11 protein-coding genes are annotated in these 17,341 nt (G+C 72.0%); 9 read left to right on the top strand and 2 right to left on the bottom strand.

Going from position 1 to position 17,341, the window contains the following annotated elements; genetic code table 11:
* The first annotated feature begins 7 nt into the window (after positions 1-7).
* The 4 genes from D9R02_RS05270 (at position 8) to D9R02_RS05255 (ending at position 5,481) form a co-directional block, all read left to right on the top strand.
* Positions 8-1,303 carry an MFS transporter gene (locus D9R02_RS05270; RefSeq protein WP_052239384.1) on the top strand — a complete coding sequence of 432 codons (1,296 nt, stop codon included), beginning with the start codon at positions 8-10 and terminating at the stop codon, positions 1,301-1,303.
* A gap of 167 nt (positions 1,304-1,470) precedes the next feature.
* Positions 1,471-2,766 (top strand): hypothetical protein, encoded by a 1,296-nt coding sequence (locus D9R02_RS05265; RefSeq protein ID WP_147435330.1) that lies wholly within the window; start codon positions 1,471-1,473, stop codon positions 2,764-2,766.
* A gap of 265 nt (positions 2,767-3,031) precedes the next feature.
* Positions 3,032-4,753 (top strand): RNA polymerase sigma factor, encoded by a 1,722-nt coding sequence (locus D9R02_RS05260; RefSeq protein WP_431189093.1) that lies wholly within the window; start codon positions 3,032-3,034, stop codon positions 4,751-4,753.
* A 32-nt stretch (positions 4,754-4,785) separates the two neighbouring features.
* Complete coding sequence (locus D9R02_RS05255; protein ID WP_039102211.1) at positions 4,786-5,481, top strand: ubiquinone/menaquinone biosynthesis methyltransferase; 696 nt, start codon at positions 4,786-4,788, stop codon at positions 5,479-5,481.
* A 114-nt stretch (positions 5,482-5,595) separates the two neighbouring features.
* Here the strand turns inward: D9R02_RS05255 and D9R02_RS05250 are convergent, their stop codons facing one another.
* On the bottom strand, positions 5,596-5,796 hold the full coding sequence (locus D9R02_RS05250; protein ID WP_047978633.1) for a DUF7455 domain-containing protein: 201 nt from the start codon (positions 5,794-5,796) through the stop codon (positions 5,596-5,598).
* 221 nt (positions 5,797-6,017) lie between these two features.
* On the opposite strand from D9R02_RS05250, the gene D9R02_RS05245 reads away from it, so the two are divergent.
* Positions 6,018-8,126 (top strand): DNA gyrase/topoisomerase IV subunit B, encoded by a 2,109-nt coding sequence (locus D9R02_RS05245; protein WP_039102203.1) that lies wholly within the window; start codon positions 6,018-6,020, stop codon positions 8,124-8,126.
* Positions 8,127-8,266: 140 nt separating this feature from the next.
* Here the strand turns inward: D9R02_RS05245 and D9R02_RS05240 are convergent, their stop codons facing one another.
* Positions 8,267-10,822, bottom strand: a complete 2,556-nt coding sequence (locus tag D9R02_RS05240; RefSeq protein WP_121566477.1) for a DNA gyrase/topoisomerase IV subunit A — start codon at positions 10,820-10,822, stop codon at positions 8,267-8,269.
* A gap of 70 nt (positions 10,823-10,892) precedes the next feature.
* Between D9R02_RS05240 and D9R02_RS05235 the strand changes: the two genes are divergently transcribed.
* From D9R02_RS05235 to D9R02_RS05220, 4 genes are all read left to right on the top strand, one after another.
* Positions 10,893-13,583 carry a bifunctional acetate--CoA ligase family protein/GNAT family N-acetyltransferase gene (locus D9R02_RS05235; protein WP_039102201.1) on the top strand — a complete coding sequence of 897 codons (2,691 nt, stop codon included), beginning with the start codon at positions 10,893-10,895 and terminating at the stop codon, positions 13,581-13,583.
* 13 nt (positions 13,584-13,596) lie between these two features.
* A complete protein-coding gene (locus D9R02_RS05230; RefSeq protein WP_121566476.1) occupies positions 13,597-15,204 on the top strand; it encodes a serine/threonine-protein kinase in 1,608 nt (535 codons plus the stop codon).
* An 89-nt stretch (positions 15,205-15,293) separates the two neighbouring features.
* A complete protein-coding gene (locus tag D9R02_RS05225; protein ID WP_035885321.1) occupies positions 15,294-15,998 on the top strand; it encodes a DUF5998 family protein in 705 nt (234 codons plus the stop codon).
* Positions 15,995-17,125 (top strand): alkaline phosphatase family protein, encoded by a 1,131-nt coding sequence (locus D9R02_RS05220; RefSeq protein ID WP_070637663.1) that lies wholly within the window; start codon positions 15,995-15,997, stop codon positions 17,123-17,125. Before D9R02_RS05225 ends, D9R02_RS05220 begins: the two co-directional genes overlap by 4 nt.
* Positions 17,126-17,341: the final 216 nt, after the last annotated feature.

The following is a 17,341-nucleotide window of genomic DNA, read 5'->3' as shown; positions in this document are numbered from 1 at the left end:
CTCCAGCATGCCCCGCACCCCCTCGCCCAGTGCGCCCCGGTCCAGGGACTCTCCCACCGCGTGGCTGATCCTGGCGGTGGGGATGTTCGCCTACTTCTCCGCCGTGGCCCAGCGCACGAGCTTCGGGGTGGCGTCCGTGGAAGCCGCCGAGCGCTTCCAGACCGCGGCCTCCGGTCTCTCCCTGTTCTCCATGATGCAGGTGCTGGTCTACGCCGTGCTGCAGGTTCCCGTGGGGGTCCTCGTGGACCGCTTCGGTCCCCGCATCCTGATCACCGTGGGCGGGGTGGCCATGGCCGCGGGGCAGCTGCAGCTGGCCTCGGCGCAGTCGGTGGCCGAGGGCGTGGTGGGACGCGTCCTGGTGGGCGCCGGGGACGCGGCCACGTTCGTGTGCGTCATGCGCCTGCTGCCCGTGTGGTTCTCGCCGCTGCGCGTGCCGATGCTCTCCCAGGTGGTGGGCATGACGGGCAACCTGGGGCAGCTGTTCTCCGTGCTGCCCTTCGCCGTGCTGCTGCACGCCGCCGGGTGGGTGCCCTCGTTCGTGGTGATGGCGGGGATCGCCATGCTCGCCGCGGTGCTGTCCGGACTGCTGCTGCGCAACCACCCGCCCGGCGCGCGGGAGCTCAGCGACAGCATCTCGTTCTCCGCGGTGCGCGCGTCCATGGGCCTGGCGCTGCGTGAACCGGGGACGCGCCTGGGCTTCTGGGTGCACTTCACGGTCCAGTTCGCGGGCAACACGTTCGCGCTGATGTGGGCCTACCCGTACCTGCAGAACGCCCAGGGGCTGGACCCGGGGCAGGCCTCTGCCGTGATGACGGTGTACGTGGTCTTCAACGTGGTGGTGGCGCCCGTGATCGGCAGGCTGAGCGCGCGCTTCGCCCACCACCGCTCCAGGCTGGTGCTGGCCTGCTGCGCGGTCAGCTGGTCCGGCTGGGCGGTCCTGCTGCTGTGGCCGGGCAGGGCTCCGCTGGCCGTGGTCTACGGGGGTGTGTGCCTGATAGCCCTCTCCCTTCCCGCCTCCATGATCGCGTTCGACATCGTGCGCTCGTTCAGCCCTCCCCGGGTCAGCGGCACGGCCACGGGACTCGCCAACGTGGGGGGCTTCGCGGCGTCCCTGCTCGCCATCTGGGTCACCGGGCTGGTGCTGGACCTGCTCCACGGAGCCGGGATCTCGTCCACCCTCTACGACGGCGAGGCGTTCCGTCCCGCGATCGCCGCCCAGGGACTCGTGGCGCTCGTGGGCACGCTGGCCATCCTGCGGTGCAGCCGCCAGGTCCGTCGCCTCCACGGACCCGATGCGGTCTGACGCGGTCTGACGCCCTTCGCGGCGGGCGCGCCCGCGGCGGGCGGTGCCGGGTGCGTGCCGCGGTGAGCGCACTGCACCACGGTGGTCCCGGTGCGCCTGCGGCCCCGGCCCTCCCCGTTCGACGCCGCGGCCACGCGGCCGTTCGTACCCCGGGGCACCGTGGGGGCATGACCGTGGCTCCTGAATCGACCCCGACCGTGACCGTCCGCCGCTGCGAGGACCTGCTCGCGCTGATTCCCCACCAGCTGGGACACAGCCCCTGCGACGGCACCGTGCTGTTCCTTCCCGTGAGGGATGGGCACGCCCTGTGCCTCAGCCTCGACACCCCGGATTCCCGAGCGGACCTGCCTGCGGTGGCCGAGGACCTGGCGGGACTCCTCGCGGGCACGCCGCACCGCGGTGAGCTGGTGGTGGTGGTCTACTGCGCCACGGAGACAGGGGACGCGGTGACCGAGGCCTCCGGGGCCCTCGCACGGTGGCGGAGAATTCTGGACCTCACGGGATTCGAGATGCTGCGGCAGCTCGTGGTGGGGCCCACCCACTGGTGGGACGCCGACGAACCGGAGCGGGCGCTGCCGGTCCGGCTGATCCGGGACAGCCCCGTGAACGCCCAGCTCGTGGCCGAGGGCAGTGGAGCGGAACCACCGCTCCTGCGCGACGACCCCGTGTGGCGGTCCTGCGTGCAGGAGAGAGGAGCGCACCTGCGCGAGGCGCTCCGGCGCTGCGCGGAGCGCAACCCCCGGGAGACGGCGGACCGGCACGCCGCCGCGCGGCCCCCACGGTCCACCTCGTCCCACGACCTCACGGTGGGCCAGGCCAGGGCGCGGCTCGCTGCCTGGTCGGCCGCCGGGCACCGGGTGGGAAGGAACCGGAACCGCTGGGTGGCGGAAGTCCTCGCGTGGCCTGACCGCGAACTCCTCCGGCTGCTGGACGACCTGGGGGACGATCTCAGCCGGGACGCACTGCTCTACATGTGGCTCACCGGCAACCCAGAGCGCGCGGCGGCCGCGCTGGTGGGGCTGCATGCGGCGTCGCGGCGCCTGGAGGGGTGTGCCCCGGGGCAGCTGGATCCCGACGCGGACACCATCGACGAGGCACTGCGGTGCATCGCCGCGGTGTCCGGGGAGTGGGACGGACCACCGCACTGGGACTCCGTGGACAGCGCCCACAGGGTGCTCCAGGTGCTCGACGCGGTGCTGGCGGCCAAGGCCGGGGATGAGGACCGTGGGTGGGAGGCACGCACCACGGTGGTCGCCGTTCTGGCTCAGCTGGAGCACTACCGTGGGCGGTCCCTCACGGCCGCTCGCCTGCTGGAGGGACACTGCCACGAGGGCAGTGCTCCGGGGGCTGGGCGCCACGCCGTGAGCGACGTCCGGCGCCGCCTGAGCACGCTTCCCACACCGTGGTGGTGCTCGAGCCGGGCCACGGCGTGGCCGGGGCGCCACCACTGGAGCCGCGGCTGAGGGCATGGACCCCGGGAGGGGTCGGGCGTCGTCGTGCGTGGCCGGCGGGGGACCGCCATGGTTCGGTGCGTGGGCCGGAGCAGCCGCGCGGAAAACTTTCTCCCCGGGGGTGGGAACAATCTGCGGGGGTGTGGCGTTGCCGGGAGTAGGACCCTCAGAGTCCCGGACGGACATTCCTGTCACCGCACCGGACTTGACAGGGTCATAGGCGTGTTGGCCACCCGCGTGGTACGCGTCCGAAGATCTGTCCAACGAAAGGTTTTCCGTGTCACCAGCTGCCAGCAAGACCGCGTCCGCCTCGCAGGCCCCCGCGGCGGAGACCGCATCGGCGGCGTCGGCCTCCCAGAGCGGCGCGAGCACGAGCGGCGCCGCGAAGAAGGCCCCCGCCAAGAAGACCACGGCGGCCAAGAAGACGACCGCGGCCAAGACCACGGCCGCGAAGAAGACCGTGGCCCGCAAGAGCACCGCCGCCAAGAAGACCACGGCGGCCTCGTCGCGCACGGCGAGCTCCACCGCGACCGCGGCGACGGACGCTGCAGAGCAGACGGCGGCCACCGCGGAGGCCTCGACCACGACGGCTTCCACCGCGAAGACTGCGGGGACCAGGACGGCAGCCCGCAAGACGGCTGCACCCAAGAAGACCGCGGCCAAGAAGACGGCCGCCACCAAGAGCACTGGCACGCGGACAACGGGCACCGCCAAGTCCACGGGCACCGCCAAGGCCGCGGGCACCACCAAGGCTGCGGGAGCCGCGGCCAAGGCCTCCGCGGAGGAGGAGCCCGGCACCACGGCGACACCCCGCAAGAGTGCGGCCAAGGCCGCGCCCAAGAGCACCGGCACCGGGCGCGGCCGCAAGAAGGCCGACCCCGTGGACGAGGCGCTCGCCGAGGACGAGATCGTGACGGAGGACCTCCAGGACGACGCCGAGGACGACGACGCCCAGGAGTCCCAGCAGGCGTCGGTGGAGGAGTCCGCGCAGCTCATGAAGGGGCGCCAGGACCGCAGCGCCCGCGGCTTCGTGCTGACCAGCAACGACGACGACGACGCCCCGGCGCAGCAGGTGGTCGTCGCCGGAGCCACCGCAGACCCCGTCAAGGACTACCTCAAGCAGATCGGCAAGGTCGCGCTGCTGAACGCGGAGCAGGAGGTGGACCTCGCGCTGCGGATCGAGGCCGGGCTCTACGCCGAGCACAAGTTCGCGGACGAGGCCGACTCCATGGATGCCGACACCCGCCGCGCCTACCGCTGGGTGATCCACGACGGCCGCCGCGCCAAGAACCACCTCCTGGAGGCGAACCTCCGGCTCGTGGTGTCCCTGGCCAAGCGCTACACCGGCCGCGGCATGCTGTTCCTGGACCTCATCCAGGAGGGCAACCTGGGCCTCATCCGCGCGGTCGAGAAGTTCGACTACACCAAGGGCTTCAAGTTCTCCACGTACGCCACGTGGTGGATCCGCCAGGCCATCACCCGCGCCATGGCGGACCAGGCCCGCACCATCCGCATCCCGGTGCACATGGTGGAGGTCATCAACAAGCTGGCCCGCGTGCAGCGCCAGATGCTGCAGGACCTCGGCCGCGAGCCCACCCCGGAGGAGCTCGCCAACGAGCTGGACATGACCCCCGAGAAGGTCGTGGAGGTGCAGAAGTACGGCCGTGAGCCCATCTCCCTGCACACCCCCCTGGGCGAGGACGGCGACTCCGAGTTCGGGGATCTCATCGAGGACTCCGAGGCCGTGGTCCCCGCGGACGCCGTGTCCTTCACCCTGCTGCAGGAGCAGCTGCACTCCGTGCTGGACACCCTGTCCGAGCGGGAGGCTGGCGTGGTGGCCATGCGCTTCGGTCTCACCGACGGTCAGCCCAAGACCCTGGACGAGATCGGCAAGGTCTACGGCGTCACTCGTGAGCGGATCCGCCAGATAGAGTCCAAGACCATGTCCAAGCTGCGCCACCCGTCCCGCTCGCAGGTGCTGCGGGACTACCTGGACTGATGCCGGCGCACGGCCCGGCAGAAGGGCACGAGATGACCGCGCGCGACGCGCAGGTGCAGGGCATCTTCAACCGCATCAATGTGGAGTACGACCGCATCAACGCGCTCATGACCCTGGGCGGTCACGCCCGCTGGTGCCGCGAGGTGGCCCGGCGGGCACAGGTGCCGCCGCGCGGGAGACTGCTGGACATCGCCACGGGCACCGGCGAGATCGCCCTGGCCGTGCGGCGTCGTGAACCGCGAGCGGAGGTGGTGGGGGTGGACTTCTCCGAGAACATGCTGGCCGAGGCCCGCACCAAGCCGGGCGCGGACTCGGTCACCTGGGAGTTCGCGGACGCCCACGAGCTGCGGTACGAGGACGCGTCGTTCGACGCCGTGACGCACGGGTACCTGCTGCGCAACGTCAGTGACGTCCCCAGGGTGCTGCGCGAGCAGTTCCGTGTGCTCAGGCCCGGTGGCCGGGTGGTGGTGCTGGAGACGGCCCCGCCGCGCGGGCTGCTCAAGCTCGCGGTCTCCGTGGGCATGAGTGTGGTGCTTCCGCTGCTCGGTCAGATCGTGGCCCGGGACCGCAGCGCGTACAGCTACCTCAAGTCCTCCACGCTGGGGTTCGTCCCGCCCGCCGAGGTGGAACGGCAGCTGCGGGAGGCCGGGTTCGAGGACGTGGGCTCCGAGAGCCGGTACCTGGGGACCAACGTGATCTTCTGGGGCCGCAAGCCTTCGGCCATGTGATCCTCACGGGACCGTGGGACGAGACGAGGCGCGCACCGCACGGTGCGCGCCTCGTCTCATGCCATCTCCTGCGCAGCCCCGGTCGGTCTCTGCCGCCGTGGCGCGGTGGGGGACTCAGGCACCGATGTGCTCGGTCTCGTCCTGCCACGTGGCGGCCAGGGGACGCAGCTTGTCCTCGTTGACCCGGGCGTGGTGGGCGCAGAACAGCAGCTCGCCGCCGGTGGATTCGAGGACCACGCGGACGTAGGCCTGCGCGCCGCAGGCATCGCAGCGGTGGGTCGCATTCAGTTCACGCGCTTCGAGTGTCGCGTTCATGGGATCCTCCTCACAGGTGTGGAATGCGGCGGGCACGCGTGTGCGCACCGCAGCGCGATGTCGGCTCGATCAGCTGGATCGCACGTTCCAGTACAACCCACGCGCGCGGCCATTGCTTCCCGCGTGGCCGATGTTTCGCCCACCGCGCACAAAACCGGGGCGCCGTCTAGAGTGATGAGGTCCCCAACGCCCTCGCGGCCCCCCGACCCCGGAAGAAGCTCGTGACACCGTCTCGATCCGAATACAACGCCCGCCACCTCTCCGTGCTGGAGGGACTGGAAGCGGTGCGCAAGCGCCCGGGCATGTACATCGGCTCCACGGACTCCCGCGGACTGATGCACTGCCTGTGGGAGATCATCGACAACTCGGTGGACGAGGCGCTGGCGGGCTACGGGCAGGACATCGCGCTGTTCCTGCACAAGGACGGCTCCGTGGAGGTCCACGACGACGGCCGCGGCATCCCCATCGACACCGAGCCCCGCACCGGACTGACCGGGGTGGAGGTGGTGTTCACCAAGCTGCACGCGGGCGGCAAGTTCGGCGGGGGCTCGTACTCCGCGTCGGGCGGTCTGCACGGTGTGGGTGCCTCGGTGGTCAACGCCCTGTCCGCGCGCCTGGACGTGCAGGTGGACCGCGGCGGCAAGACGTACCAGATGTCCTTCAAGCGCGGTGAGCCCGGAACGTTCACGGACAAGGGTGCGCCCTCCCCGAACGCGCCGTTCGAGCCGTTCACCACGGACTCGCACCTGCAGGTGGTGGGCAAGGCCAAGCGGGGTGTCACGGGCACCCGGATCCGATACTGGGCGGACGACCAGATCTTCACGCCGGATGCGAAGTTCTCCACGGAGGACCTGGTGCGCCGTGCCCGCCAGACGGCGTTCCTCATCCCTGGACTGCGGATCACCGTCACCGACGAGCGCCGTCTTCCCGGCACCCCGGGAGCCGACGGGCCGGTGGAGGAGGTCTTCCAGTACGACGGTGGAATCTCCGAGTTCGCGGAGTTCCTCGCGGCGGACGCCCCGGTGACGGACGTGTGGCGGCTGCAGGGCCAGGGCTCGTTCACCGAGCGCGTGCCGGTGCTGGACGACTCCGGGCACGCGCAGCTGCAGGACGTGGAGCGCACGTGCGAGGTGGACGTCGCCCTGCGCTGGGGCGTGGGGTACGACACCACGGTGCGCTCGTTCGTCAACATCATCGCGACCCCCAAGGGCGGCACGCACCTGAGCGGCTTCGAGAACGCCCTGCTCAAGACGCTGCGCAAGCAGGTGGACGCGAACTCCCGCAAGCTCAAGGCCGGCAACGACAAGCTCGAGAAGGACGACGTCCTCGCCGGTCTCACGGCCGTGCTCACCGTGCGCCTGGCCGAGCCGCAGTTCGAGGGCCAGACCAAGGAGGTGCTGGGCACCCCCGCCGTGCGCCAGATCGTCGCCAGGGTCGTGGAGGCGGAGCTCACCAGGCAGCTGACGTCGAAGAAGCGCGACGACAAGGCCCAGGCGGGCCAGCTGCTCGAGAAGGTCGTGGCGGAGATGAAGTCCCGCATCTCGGCGCGGGTGCACAAGGAGACACAGCGGCGCAAGAACGCCCTGGAGACCTCGTCCATGCCCACCAAGCTCGTGGAGTGCCGCTCCGCGGACGTGGCCCGCTCGGAGCTGTTCATCGTGGAGGGTGACTCCGCGCTGGGCACGGCCCGGCTGGCGCGCAACTCGAACCACCAGGCCCTGCTGCCCATCCGCGGCAAGATCCTCAACGTGCAGAAGGCCTCCATCACGGACATGCTGGCCAACGCCGAGTGCGCCGCGCTGATCCAGGTGATCGGCGCCGGGTCGGGGCGCAGCTTCGACCTGGACGCCGCGCGCTACGGCAAGGTCATCATGATGACGGACGCGGACGTGGACGGCGCCCACATCCGCACGCTGCTGCTCACCCTGTTCTACCGCTACATGCGCCCCCTCGTGGAGGCCGGCCGCGTCTACGCCGCAGTGCCGCCGCTGCACCGGGTGCAGATCGTGAACCCCGGTTCCAAGGCCAACGAGATGGTCTACACGTACTCGGAGCGCGAGCTGGACACCCTGCTGGGCAGCCTCGAGGAGCAGGGGCGGCGCTACAAAGAGCCCATCCAGCGCTACAAGGGTCTGGGTGAGATGGACGCCGACCAGCTCGCGGAGACCACCATGGACATCCGCCACCGCGTGCTGCGCCGGGTGCGGGTGGCGGACGCGGAGGCCGCGGAGCGCGCGTTCTCGCTGCTCATGGGCTCGCAGGTGGCGCCCCGCAAGGACTTCATCGTGGCCGGCGCCTCGCACCTGAACCAGGAGCAGATCGACGCCTGACCGGCCGCGCGCCGCAGGGGGACGACCACGGGATGCGTCAGCGCGGCGGGGAGCACAACGCCGCCAGGTCGCGTCAGCGGTGACGTGACCGCCGGTCCCGCATGACAGGGCCTGCGGCCCCGGACGCGGACCGCGACGTCTCAGCCCTCCGCTGACGCGGTGTCCACATCCTCCCGGGACGCGCTCCCGGCGGTGGGAACCTCCACCGGCAGCCCCGTGAGGGCGGGACCCACGGCGGCCACGGCCCGGTCGATGCCCACCCCGGAGCCGTCCCGGCGGCCGTACTCGGTGGGCAGGCTCCGCGCGACCCCTGCGGCGGACACGGCCTTGCCCGGTCCGTGGCCCACCCACGCGAGGTTCAGCGCGTCCTCCCCGGCGAGCAGCCGTTGCGCGCGCACACCCGCGGTGGCGCGACCCTTGGGCGGGAATTCGCTCAGGGGGGTGACCTTGACGGAGGCCTCTCCCATCTCCGGCAGCTGACCGTCCCCGCGGGCCTGCGTGACCACCACGGTGGACTCCTGCGGGATCACCGCCCCGCAGAAGATCACGTGCTCACCGGCGGCGAGCTTCATGCCGACCACGCCACCGGCGGTGCGGCCCTGCGGGCGCACGGCGGGGGCGGGGGAGTGCAGCAGCTTGGCGTCGGAGGAGACCATCACGAGCTCGGCGGCGTCCGGCGCGGCACCCACGCCCACCACGCGGTCCGCGTCCTTGAGCTTGATCGCGGGCCACTGGTCCAGGTTCAGCGGGTAGTCGGGGTTCACGCGCTTGACCACGCCCGCGGCGGTGCCGATCACCACGACCTCGGTCAGGGGCGCCAGGCCCACGAGCGTCTCGTTCTTGTCCAAGCCCAGGAAGTCCGCGGCGGGCACACCGTCCGCGAGGCGGGGCACGCCGTCGAAGTCCTGCAGGACGGGGATGTCCACGCACGAGACACGCAGCATCCGGCCAGTTGACGTCACGGCGGCGATCTCGCCGCGAGCCGTCGCGGGGACCACGCTCGTGAGCGCGTCGTGCTTGAAGCGGCGCGAGCCGTCCGCCAGGGGAGTGCGCGCGGCGCTGCGGGCGATCCGCCCGGTGGTGGAGAGGAACGCCCAGCACGGGTCGTCGCTGATCTCCAGGGCCACGGAGGTGACCGCCTTCTTCCCGCCGGTCTGTGCCGCGGTCACGGCGGGCAGGTCCTCCGCCTCGAGCAGCACGGTGCGGCGCTCGTCCCCGAACTTCTGGGCGGTCTCGGACAGCTCGTCGGCGACGACGCCGCGCAGCGTGGTCTCCGAGCCCAGGACTGCCTCGAGCTCCGCGATCTCCCGCTGCAGCTGGTCACGCTCGGCCTCGAGCTCGATCCGGGAGAACTTGGTGAGCTGGCGCAGCCTCAGCTCCAGGATGTGCTCCGCCTGGGCCCGGGAGAGGTCGAAGACCGCGATCAGCCGGTCCCTGGCCTCGGCGGTCTCCTCGGAGCCTCGGATGATCTGGATGACCTCGTCGATGTCCACGATCGCGATCAGCAGACCCTCGACCAGGTGCAGCCGGTCCTGGCGCTTGGCCAGGCGGAACGCGGTGCGTCGGCGCACCACGGCGATCCGGTGGTCCGTGTAGACGCGCAGCAGCTCCAGCAGGCCCATGGTCCGCGGCTGGCCGTCCACCAGGGCCACGTTGTTGATCCCGAAGGACTCCTCCAGCGGCGTGTGCTTGTAGAGCTGGGCGAGCACCGCCTGGGGGTTGAAACCGTTCTTGACCTCGATCACGAGCCGCAGCCCGTTGGTGCGGTCCGTGAGGTCCACCACGTCCGAGATGCCGGTGAGCTTCTTGTCCTGGACGGCGTCCTTGATCTTCTCGGTGACCTTCTCGGGCCCCACCATGTAGGGCAGCTCGGTGACCACGATGCCCTGCTTGCGCGGGGAGACCTGCTCGATCGAGACCGTGGCGCGGGTGCGGAAGGAGCCGCGCCCGGTGCGGTACGCGTCCCGGATGCCCTCGAGCCCCACGATCCGCCCGCCCGAGGGCAGGTCCGGGCCGGGGATGAGCTTCATGAGCTCCTCCAGGGTGGCCTCGGGGTTCAGGACCAGGTGGCGGGCACCGGCCGCGACCTCCCGCATGTTGTGCGGGGCCATGTTGGTGGCCATGCCCACCGCGATGCCCGTGGCGCCGTTGACCAGCAGGTTGGGGTACGCGGCCGGGAGCACGGCGGGCTGCTGGAACTGGTTGTCGTAGTTGGGCACGAAGTCCACGACGTCCTCGTCGAGGTCCCCGGTGAGCGTGCGGGCCGCCGGGGCCATGCGGGCCTCCGTGTAGCGCGGGGCGGCCGGACCGTCGTCGAGCGAGCCGAAGTTGCCGTGGCCGTCCACGAGGGGCACGCGCATGGCGAAGGACTGCGCCATGCGGACCATCGCGTCGTAGATCGCGGCGTCACCGTGGGGGTGCAGCTTGCCCATGACCTCGCCCACCACGCGCGCGCTCTTGACGTGGCCGCGGTCCGGGCGCAGACCCATCTGGTCCATCATGAACAGGATCCGCCGCTGCACGGGCTTGAGGCCGTCCCGGGCATCTGGCAGGGCGCGGGAGTAGATCACCGAGTAGGAGTACTCGAGGAAGCTGGTCTCCATCTCCTGGGTGACGTCCACGTCCACGATGTGCTCGACGAAGTCCTCGGGGAGGTCGTCCTGGGGGGAACGGGTGGCTGAGCGGCGACGAGCCATCGAGCGGCAACTCCTTGGATTCGGTGCGTGCTCCTGTGTCAGGGGCAGACGGTTGGCTAGTCTGAAGTCTATGGGTTCCCTCGACGAGACTCCGCAGCAGCAGGCCTACCCCGAGTACTGGGAGGCGGACGTCATCCTGCGGGACGGCGCCACCGCGCACCTGCGCCCCATCAGCCCGCAGGACCAGGAGCTGCTGCAGCAGATGCACTCCTCGCAGTCCCAGGACAGCATCTACCTGCGCTTCTTCTCCTACAAGCCCAAGCTGTCCCAGCGGGAGCTGGAGCGCTTCACCACGGTGGACCACCGGGACCGCGTGTGCTTCGTGCTGATCCTGGGGGACAAGCTCATCGGCGTGGGCCGCTACGACCGCACCTCGCCGCGAGCGGCGGAGGTGGCGTTCATGATCTCGGACCACCACCAGGGCCGGGGCATCGGCTCCATCCTCCTGGAGCACCTGGCCGCGGCGGCCCGGGAGAACGGCATCAACCGCTTCACCGCCGAGGTGCTGCCCGAGAACCGCAAGATGCTGCACGTGTTCGTGGAGGCCGGCTACGACGTCTCCCGCCAGTTCGAGGACGGCGTGGTGGTCGTGGAGTTCGACATCGACCCCACCGAGAAGTCCCTGGCGGTCATGGCCGCCCGCGAGCACCGTGCCGAGGCCCGCTCCGTGCAGGACCTGCTCACACCGGCCACGGTGGCCGTGATCGGGGCCTCCGCCCACGAGGAGCACGCTGGTCACCACGCGGTCGAGAGCATCCTCGCGGGCGGGTTCACGGGAACCCTGTACGGCGTGGGCCACTCCCCGTTCGAGCGCGAGGGGCTCACCTTCGTCCCGGCCCTCTCGGAGATCCCCGACCCCGTGGACCTGGCCGTGATCGCCGTGCCCCGGGACGCCGTGGAGGAGGCGGTGACGGACTGCGGCCGAGCGGGCGTGCGCGCCGTCGTCGTGATGACGGGCGGCTACGCCGAGGACGGTGTGGAGGGTGCCCTGGCCCAGCGCCGGCTCGTGCGGATCGCCCGCGCGGCGGGCATGCGCGTGGTGGGGCCTGCCAGCCTGGGGCTCATGAACACCGACCCTGCGGTCTCGCTCAACGCCTCCGTGCTGGAGCGGATGCCGCGGCGCGGCGGGCTGGGCCTGTTCTCCCAGTCCGGGGCCGTGGGCACCATGCTCTACGGCGCGGCACTGCGCCACGGGGTGGGACTGTCCAGCTACCTGTCGGCGGGCAACCGCGCGGACGTCTCCGGCAACGACCTCATGCAGCACTGGGAGGACGATCCCGGGACCACGGTGTGCGGGCTCTACCTGCAGTCCGTGGGCAACCCGCGCAAGTTCTCGCGCATCGCGCGCCGGCTCTCGCTGTCCAAGCCCGTGATCGTGGCCAAGTCCGAGGTCACCGGGCTGCGGCTGCCCCCGGGACACACCGGGCGCGTGACCCAGGCCCCGCCGGGCGCCCTGGACGCCATGTTCCGCCAGGCGGGGGTCATCCGGGCCACCACCGCGGAGCAGCTGCTGGACATCGCCGCGATCGCGGAGAGCCAGCCGCTGCCCGGATCCCGCCGGATCGCCGTGGTCTCCAACGCCCTCGCGCTCGCCCAGCTCACCGAGGACACGGCGCTGCGGCTGGACCTCGAGCCGGTGGTGGTCAACGGCTCCGTGGACACCGCCCAGGGCGGGGAGGCCGCCCACCACGCCGTCCTCGAGGCCGCCCGCGAGCAGCTGGCGTCCCAGGACGTGGACAGCGTGGTGCTCGTGCTCATGCCCGCGCAGGGCCTGGACCGGGACGAGCTCGCCCGGGACGTGGCGCTCGCGGCACGCGGTGCGGGACGCACCACGGTGGCCGTGTTCACCGGCCAGCACGGCCCGGACAGCCTCACGGCATCGGTGCGCACCGCGGACGACGCCGCCCTGCCGTGCTTCGACTCGCCGGGCACCGCGATGCACGCGCTCGCGCAGGTGATCGACTACACCACGTGGCGCTCGCAGGACCAGGGCGTGGTCACGGTGCCCGAGGACTTCGACGTCGAGGCCGTGGAGTCGGTGCTCGACCGGCTGCGGGAGAAGGTCACCGGGGACGAGCTCTACGAGCTGAGCACGGCCGAGCGCAACGAGCTGCTCGGGCACGCGGGCATCCGGGTGCTGGAGTCCGTGCGCTTCAACGACCCGGAGGACGGCCCGGCCGCCGCCGAGCGCCTGGGGTACCCGGTGGCACTGAAGACCACGGACCCGTTCCTGCGCCACCGGCTGGACCTGGGCGGTGTGGTGCTCAACATCCAGGACTCGGACCAGCTGCGCGCGGCGATCGAGACCATGAAGCGCACCCTGGCCGGGTGGAACGTGACCGACTTCGAGGTCCAGTCCATGGCGCCCACGGGTCAGACCGTGGTGCTGCGGGCCGCCGAGGACCCTCTGATCGGACCCGTGCTGTCCTTCGGCATGACCGGCGACGCCGTGAACCTGCTGGACGACTGGGCACACCGCGTCCCGCCGCTCACGGACCGGGACATCACCCGGATGGTGCGGGCCCCCAAGGCCGCGCGCAAGCTCTTCGGGTACCAGGGGGTCCCGCCGGTGGACACCACCGGGCTCGAGCAGCTGGTGAACAGGGCGGCATTCCTCAAGGACCGCTTCCCGCAGATCGCGTTCCTGGAGCTGAACCCCGTGGTGCTCTCCGGACCGGTGCTGACCGTGCTCTCGGCCGTCGTCAAGATCGGGGACCCGGGCCAGCGCACGGACAGCGCCCGCCGCGCGATGCTGGGATAAGCGCGGCCCGACAGTGCGGGACACGATCGCCGGCCGTTTCGAGCTGCTGACGCCCATTGCGGAGGGCGGCAGCGGTGCCGTGTGGCGCGCCCACGACCTGCGGCTGGGCACGGAGTGCGCGGCCAAGGTGCTGCGGCAGCGGGACTCCGCGGACCTGCTGCGCTTCGTGCGCGAGCAGTCCGTGAACCTGGACCACCCGCACGTGGTCGCGCCCTACGGCTGGGCGGCGGAGGACGAGCACGTGGCGATCGCCATGGAACTTGTCTCCGGCGGCACCCTGGAGGCCGCGCTGCAGGACAACGGCGCGGTGGCGGACTGGCTGGCGGAGGAGTTCGTGTGCCAGCTGCTGGAGGCCCTGCGGTTCGTGCACACCCGCGGATGGGTGCACCGCGATGTGAAGCCCGCCAACGTGCTGCTCGAACCCACGGGGTCTCGGCTCCCTGTCGCCCGGCTCGCGGACTTCGGCATCGCGGTCCGTCTCGACGACGCGCGCCTGACCCACACCGGCACGGTGGTGGGGACCCCCGGGTACCTGCCCTCGGAGGCCTACGCGCCGGGCAACCCCTCGCGGAGCATGGACCTCTACGCCGCGGGTGTGACCGCGGTGCGCATGGTCCTGCCCGAGGTGGACCTCAGCACGGACCCGCTGCGCCCCGAGGACGTGGCCGAGCTCGAGCTCTTCGAGGACTCGCCCGCGCTGCGCACCGGGGTGGCGGGGCTGCTGGACCCGGACCCCGAGCAGCGTGTCCGGGCCGCCGACCGCCTGCTGGCGCAGCTGCTGGACACGGCGTCCGCTCGCGCGGACAGGACAGCGGAGACCGCGGAGGGCGAGCCGTTCGAGGTCTTCGACGTCCTCGAGCCCACCACGGAGCGTGAGCTGTCCCCGGTGGCCGACGCCGCCCGCCTGCCCCCGGGAGCCCGGGGCACCGCCGACGCCCCGATTGCGTGGCACGCCGTGCACCGCCAGGCGATCTCCGCTCCGGAGCGCCCCGCGATGACCGAGCGCGGGGGAGACCTGCTGCGCCCCTTCTCCCCGGTGGGGGACGGTGGCCACGACACGGAGCGTGCCACCCCGGCGTCGACCACCCGGTGGCCCGTGGCCGGACCGCCCGCGGAGGACAGCACGGAGCTCATCGACACCTCCGGCCCCCCGGTGCTGGAGCAGGTGTCCGAGACTGGAGGGCGTGCCACCGCGGCACCGGGGCCCGCGGCACCGGGGCCCGAGCAGACGGCCCGTCTGACCGCGAGCTCCGGGGATCCTGCTCCCGCGGGGGCCGCGGACGGGATGACGACGGCAGATCCAGTGGGCGCGCGTGCCGCTGTGCCGTCCGGGAGTCGTGGGCCCGGGACCCGGTCACGGGCTCCGCGCTGGCCCTGGTGGATGCTCACCGTGACCCTCGCGGTGCTCGCGCTGGTGGCGGGGTACGTGTGGCTCGGCCCGGCGCTGGCACGCTGGGGTGGAGCCGAGGGCCCGGACACCGCTCCGGAGCCCACCCGGGCACCGCAGACCCCGGGGGTCCCCTCGGACGGCGTGGGCGGACCGCCCGCGGCCACCACGGACGTCACCCCGGAGTGCACGCAGCTCGAGGACGGCACGGTGTCCTGCGTCGTGACCCCCTGAGGGGCTGCGGGGTCACCGCGGGGCCCGCGGGGCGGCGTCGCGCGATGACACGGTGTGCCGCGGGGCCACCGGTGGAGGACAATGGCGCCATGACTTACTCAGCACCCGACGGCTCACGGCTCGTCCAGGACATCGAGAAGGCGGGGTTCTACCCGCAGCTCGTCACGGACGTGGTCATGGACTCCCTCGACGGCAGGCGGCCGGCGTCCCACCTCGTGCAGCTGGAGACCCACTTCACCAACACGGAGCTGCACCGCCACATCACGGCGCTGGTCCTGGCGGAGGACGTCCTGCACATCACCCACGTGGACGACCAGCAGCTGGACGAGAACGGCGCGGACACCGTGGCGCGCGTGTCCTCGGAGACCGTGCCCATCTCCCAGATCCGCTCCGTGACGCTGAGCTACGCGTACCACCAGCCCCAGAACTACCAGCCGGGCACACCGATCATGGAGCTGAACCTCGCGGTGAGCTGGACCGGGACGCAGCAGCTCGAGCTGTACCCGGCCATGTGCGAGGACCCGGAGTGCCAGGCCGACCACGGGTACACGGGCACCGCCGCGAGCGAGGACGTGGTGATGCGCATCAGCTCCGAGGCGGACGGGCAGGACGCCGTGGAGGGTGCGCGCGAGTTCGCTCGGACCCTGCGGCGCGCGAACGTGGCCCCTCTGACCGACTCCGGCGCCCAGATCGCCCAGGCCCCGCACCAGGGGGCGTCCCGTCCGGAGCCGCCCGCACCGCGCAGCCGCTTCGGGCACCGCCACAGCGGACGCGACGCGGGCCGCACCTCGTGAGCGCGCGCGAGCTGCCCCGCCCGCCGCGCTACGGGTCCCGCAGCATCGCGGACGTGCTGAGCTCGGCCGCCGCGGCCACGGGGGTGCCCGGGACGTGCAACGCGCTGAGCCTGCCGGCCGCGCACCGCTACGTGGTGGTGCTCGTGGACGGGCTCGGCTCCCGGCTGCTGCGGGAGGTCCAGGGCTACGCGCCCACGCTGCGCTCCGCGCAGTCCCTCGGGGAGCTCGACGCCGCGTTCCCCTCCACCACGTCCGTCTCCCTGTCCTGTCTGGGGACCGGAGCGGCCCCCGGGACGCACGGGATGCTCGGCTACGACGTGCTGGACCCTGCCACGGAGCGGGTGGTCAACATGCTGGGCCAGTGGCCCGCCGACGTCGATCCGCTCGCCTGGCAGCCCGTGCCCACCGTCCTGGAGCGCGCCGCGGAGCACGTGGACACCGCGACCGTGAGCGCGCCGCGCTTCGAGTCCTCCGGACTCACCCGGGCGGCGCTTCGGGGCGGGCGCTTCGTCGGAGCCGACGGCGTGTACGCCCGGACGGCCCGCACCCTCGAGCAGCTGCGGGAGGGGCGCCGGGGGCTGGTGTACTTCTACTGGGACGAGCTGGACAAGACCGGCCACAGGGTGGGCTGGCGCTCCGACGCGTGGCTGCGGTCTCTGGAGGAGCTGGACTCCGCCCTGAAACGTCTCGTGACACGGCTGCCCGCGAACACCCGGGTGCTGCTCACCGCGGACCACGGCATGGTGGACGTGGGCCCGGAGCACCGCCTGGATGTCAGTGGGGAGGCGGATCTGATGGACGGGGTCCGCCACACGGCGGGGGAGCCGCGGGCGGTGCAGCTGCACCTCTCCGCCCACGCGGATGCGGAGGACGTGGCGCAGCGCTGGCAGGAGCACTTCGGGGACGCGGTGTGGACTGCCACGCGGACCGAGCTCGCGCGGGCGGGCTACTTCGGTGCGGACCCGGACCCCCGGATGCTCGCCCGGGCGGGCGACGTGTGGATCCTGGGGAAGGAGGAGATCGCCCTCTACGACGTCTCCCGTCAGGGCACCCGGCCCTTGGGCATGGTGGGCCAGCACGGTTCTCTCACGGACGAGGAACGGTACGTGCCCGCCCTGCTGTGGTGAGCCGCAGGACCCCGCGCGGGGGTCCCGTGCATGCCGGTGGACGAGCGGTCCTGGTGCGGGACCCTCAGCGGGCGGATCCGCCGTCGGCACCCGAGGAGCTCCCGGCCTGACCCTCGCCCTGGGCCGCATCGGCACCCGTGTTCGACCCCTTGCCCGTGCCCCCACCGGTGGGCGGTGCCGTGGGCTTCTGCGGGGGCTTCGGGGGAGCAGGAGGCG

The sequence above is a fragment of the Kocuria rhizophila genome (assembly GCF_003667225.1).
Taxonomy (GTDB): domain Bacteria; phylum Actinomycetota; class Actinomycetes; order Actinomycetales; family Micrococcaceae; genus Kocuria; species Kocuria rhizophila.
The sequence above is the reverse complement of the archived record's forward strand: the minus strand, read 5'-3'. Positions and strand labels throughout refer to the sequence as shown.

Coding starts and splice junctions, on each gene's coding strand:
- D9R02_RS05270 (WP_052239384.1), top strand. CDS start 8: ATGCCCCGCACCCCCTCGCCCAGTGCGCCCCGGTCCAGGGACTCTCCC.
- D9R02_RS05265 (WP_147435330.1), top strand. CDS start 1,471: ATGACCGTGGCTCCTGAATCGACCCCGACCGTGACCGTCCGCCGCTGC.
- D9R02_RS05255 (WP_039102211.1), top strand. CDS start 4,786: ATGACCGCGCGCGACGCGCAGGTGCAGGGCATCTTCAACCGCATCAAT.
- D9R02_RS05250 (WP_047978633.1), bottom strand. CDS start 5,796: ATGAACGCGACACTCGAAGCGCGTGAACTGAATGCGACCCACCGCTGC.
- D9R02_RS05240 (WP_121566477.1), bottom strand. CDS start 10,822: ATGGCTCGTCGCCGCTCAGCCACCCGTTCCCCCCAGGACGACCTCCCC.
- D9R02_RS05235 (WP_039102201.1), top strand. CDS start 10,893: ATGGGTTCCCTCGACGAGACTCCGCAGCAGCAGGCCTACCCCGAGTAC.
- D9R02_RS05225 (WP_035885321.1), top strand. CDS start 15,294: ATGACTTACTCAGCACCCGACGGCTCACGGCTCGTCCAGGACATCGAG.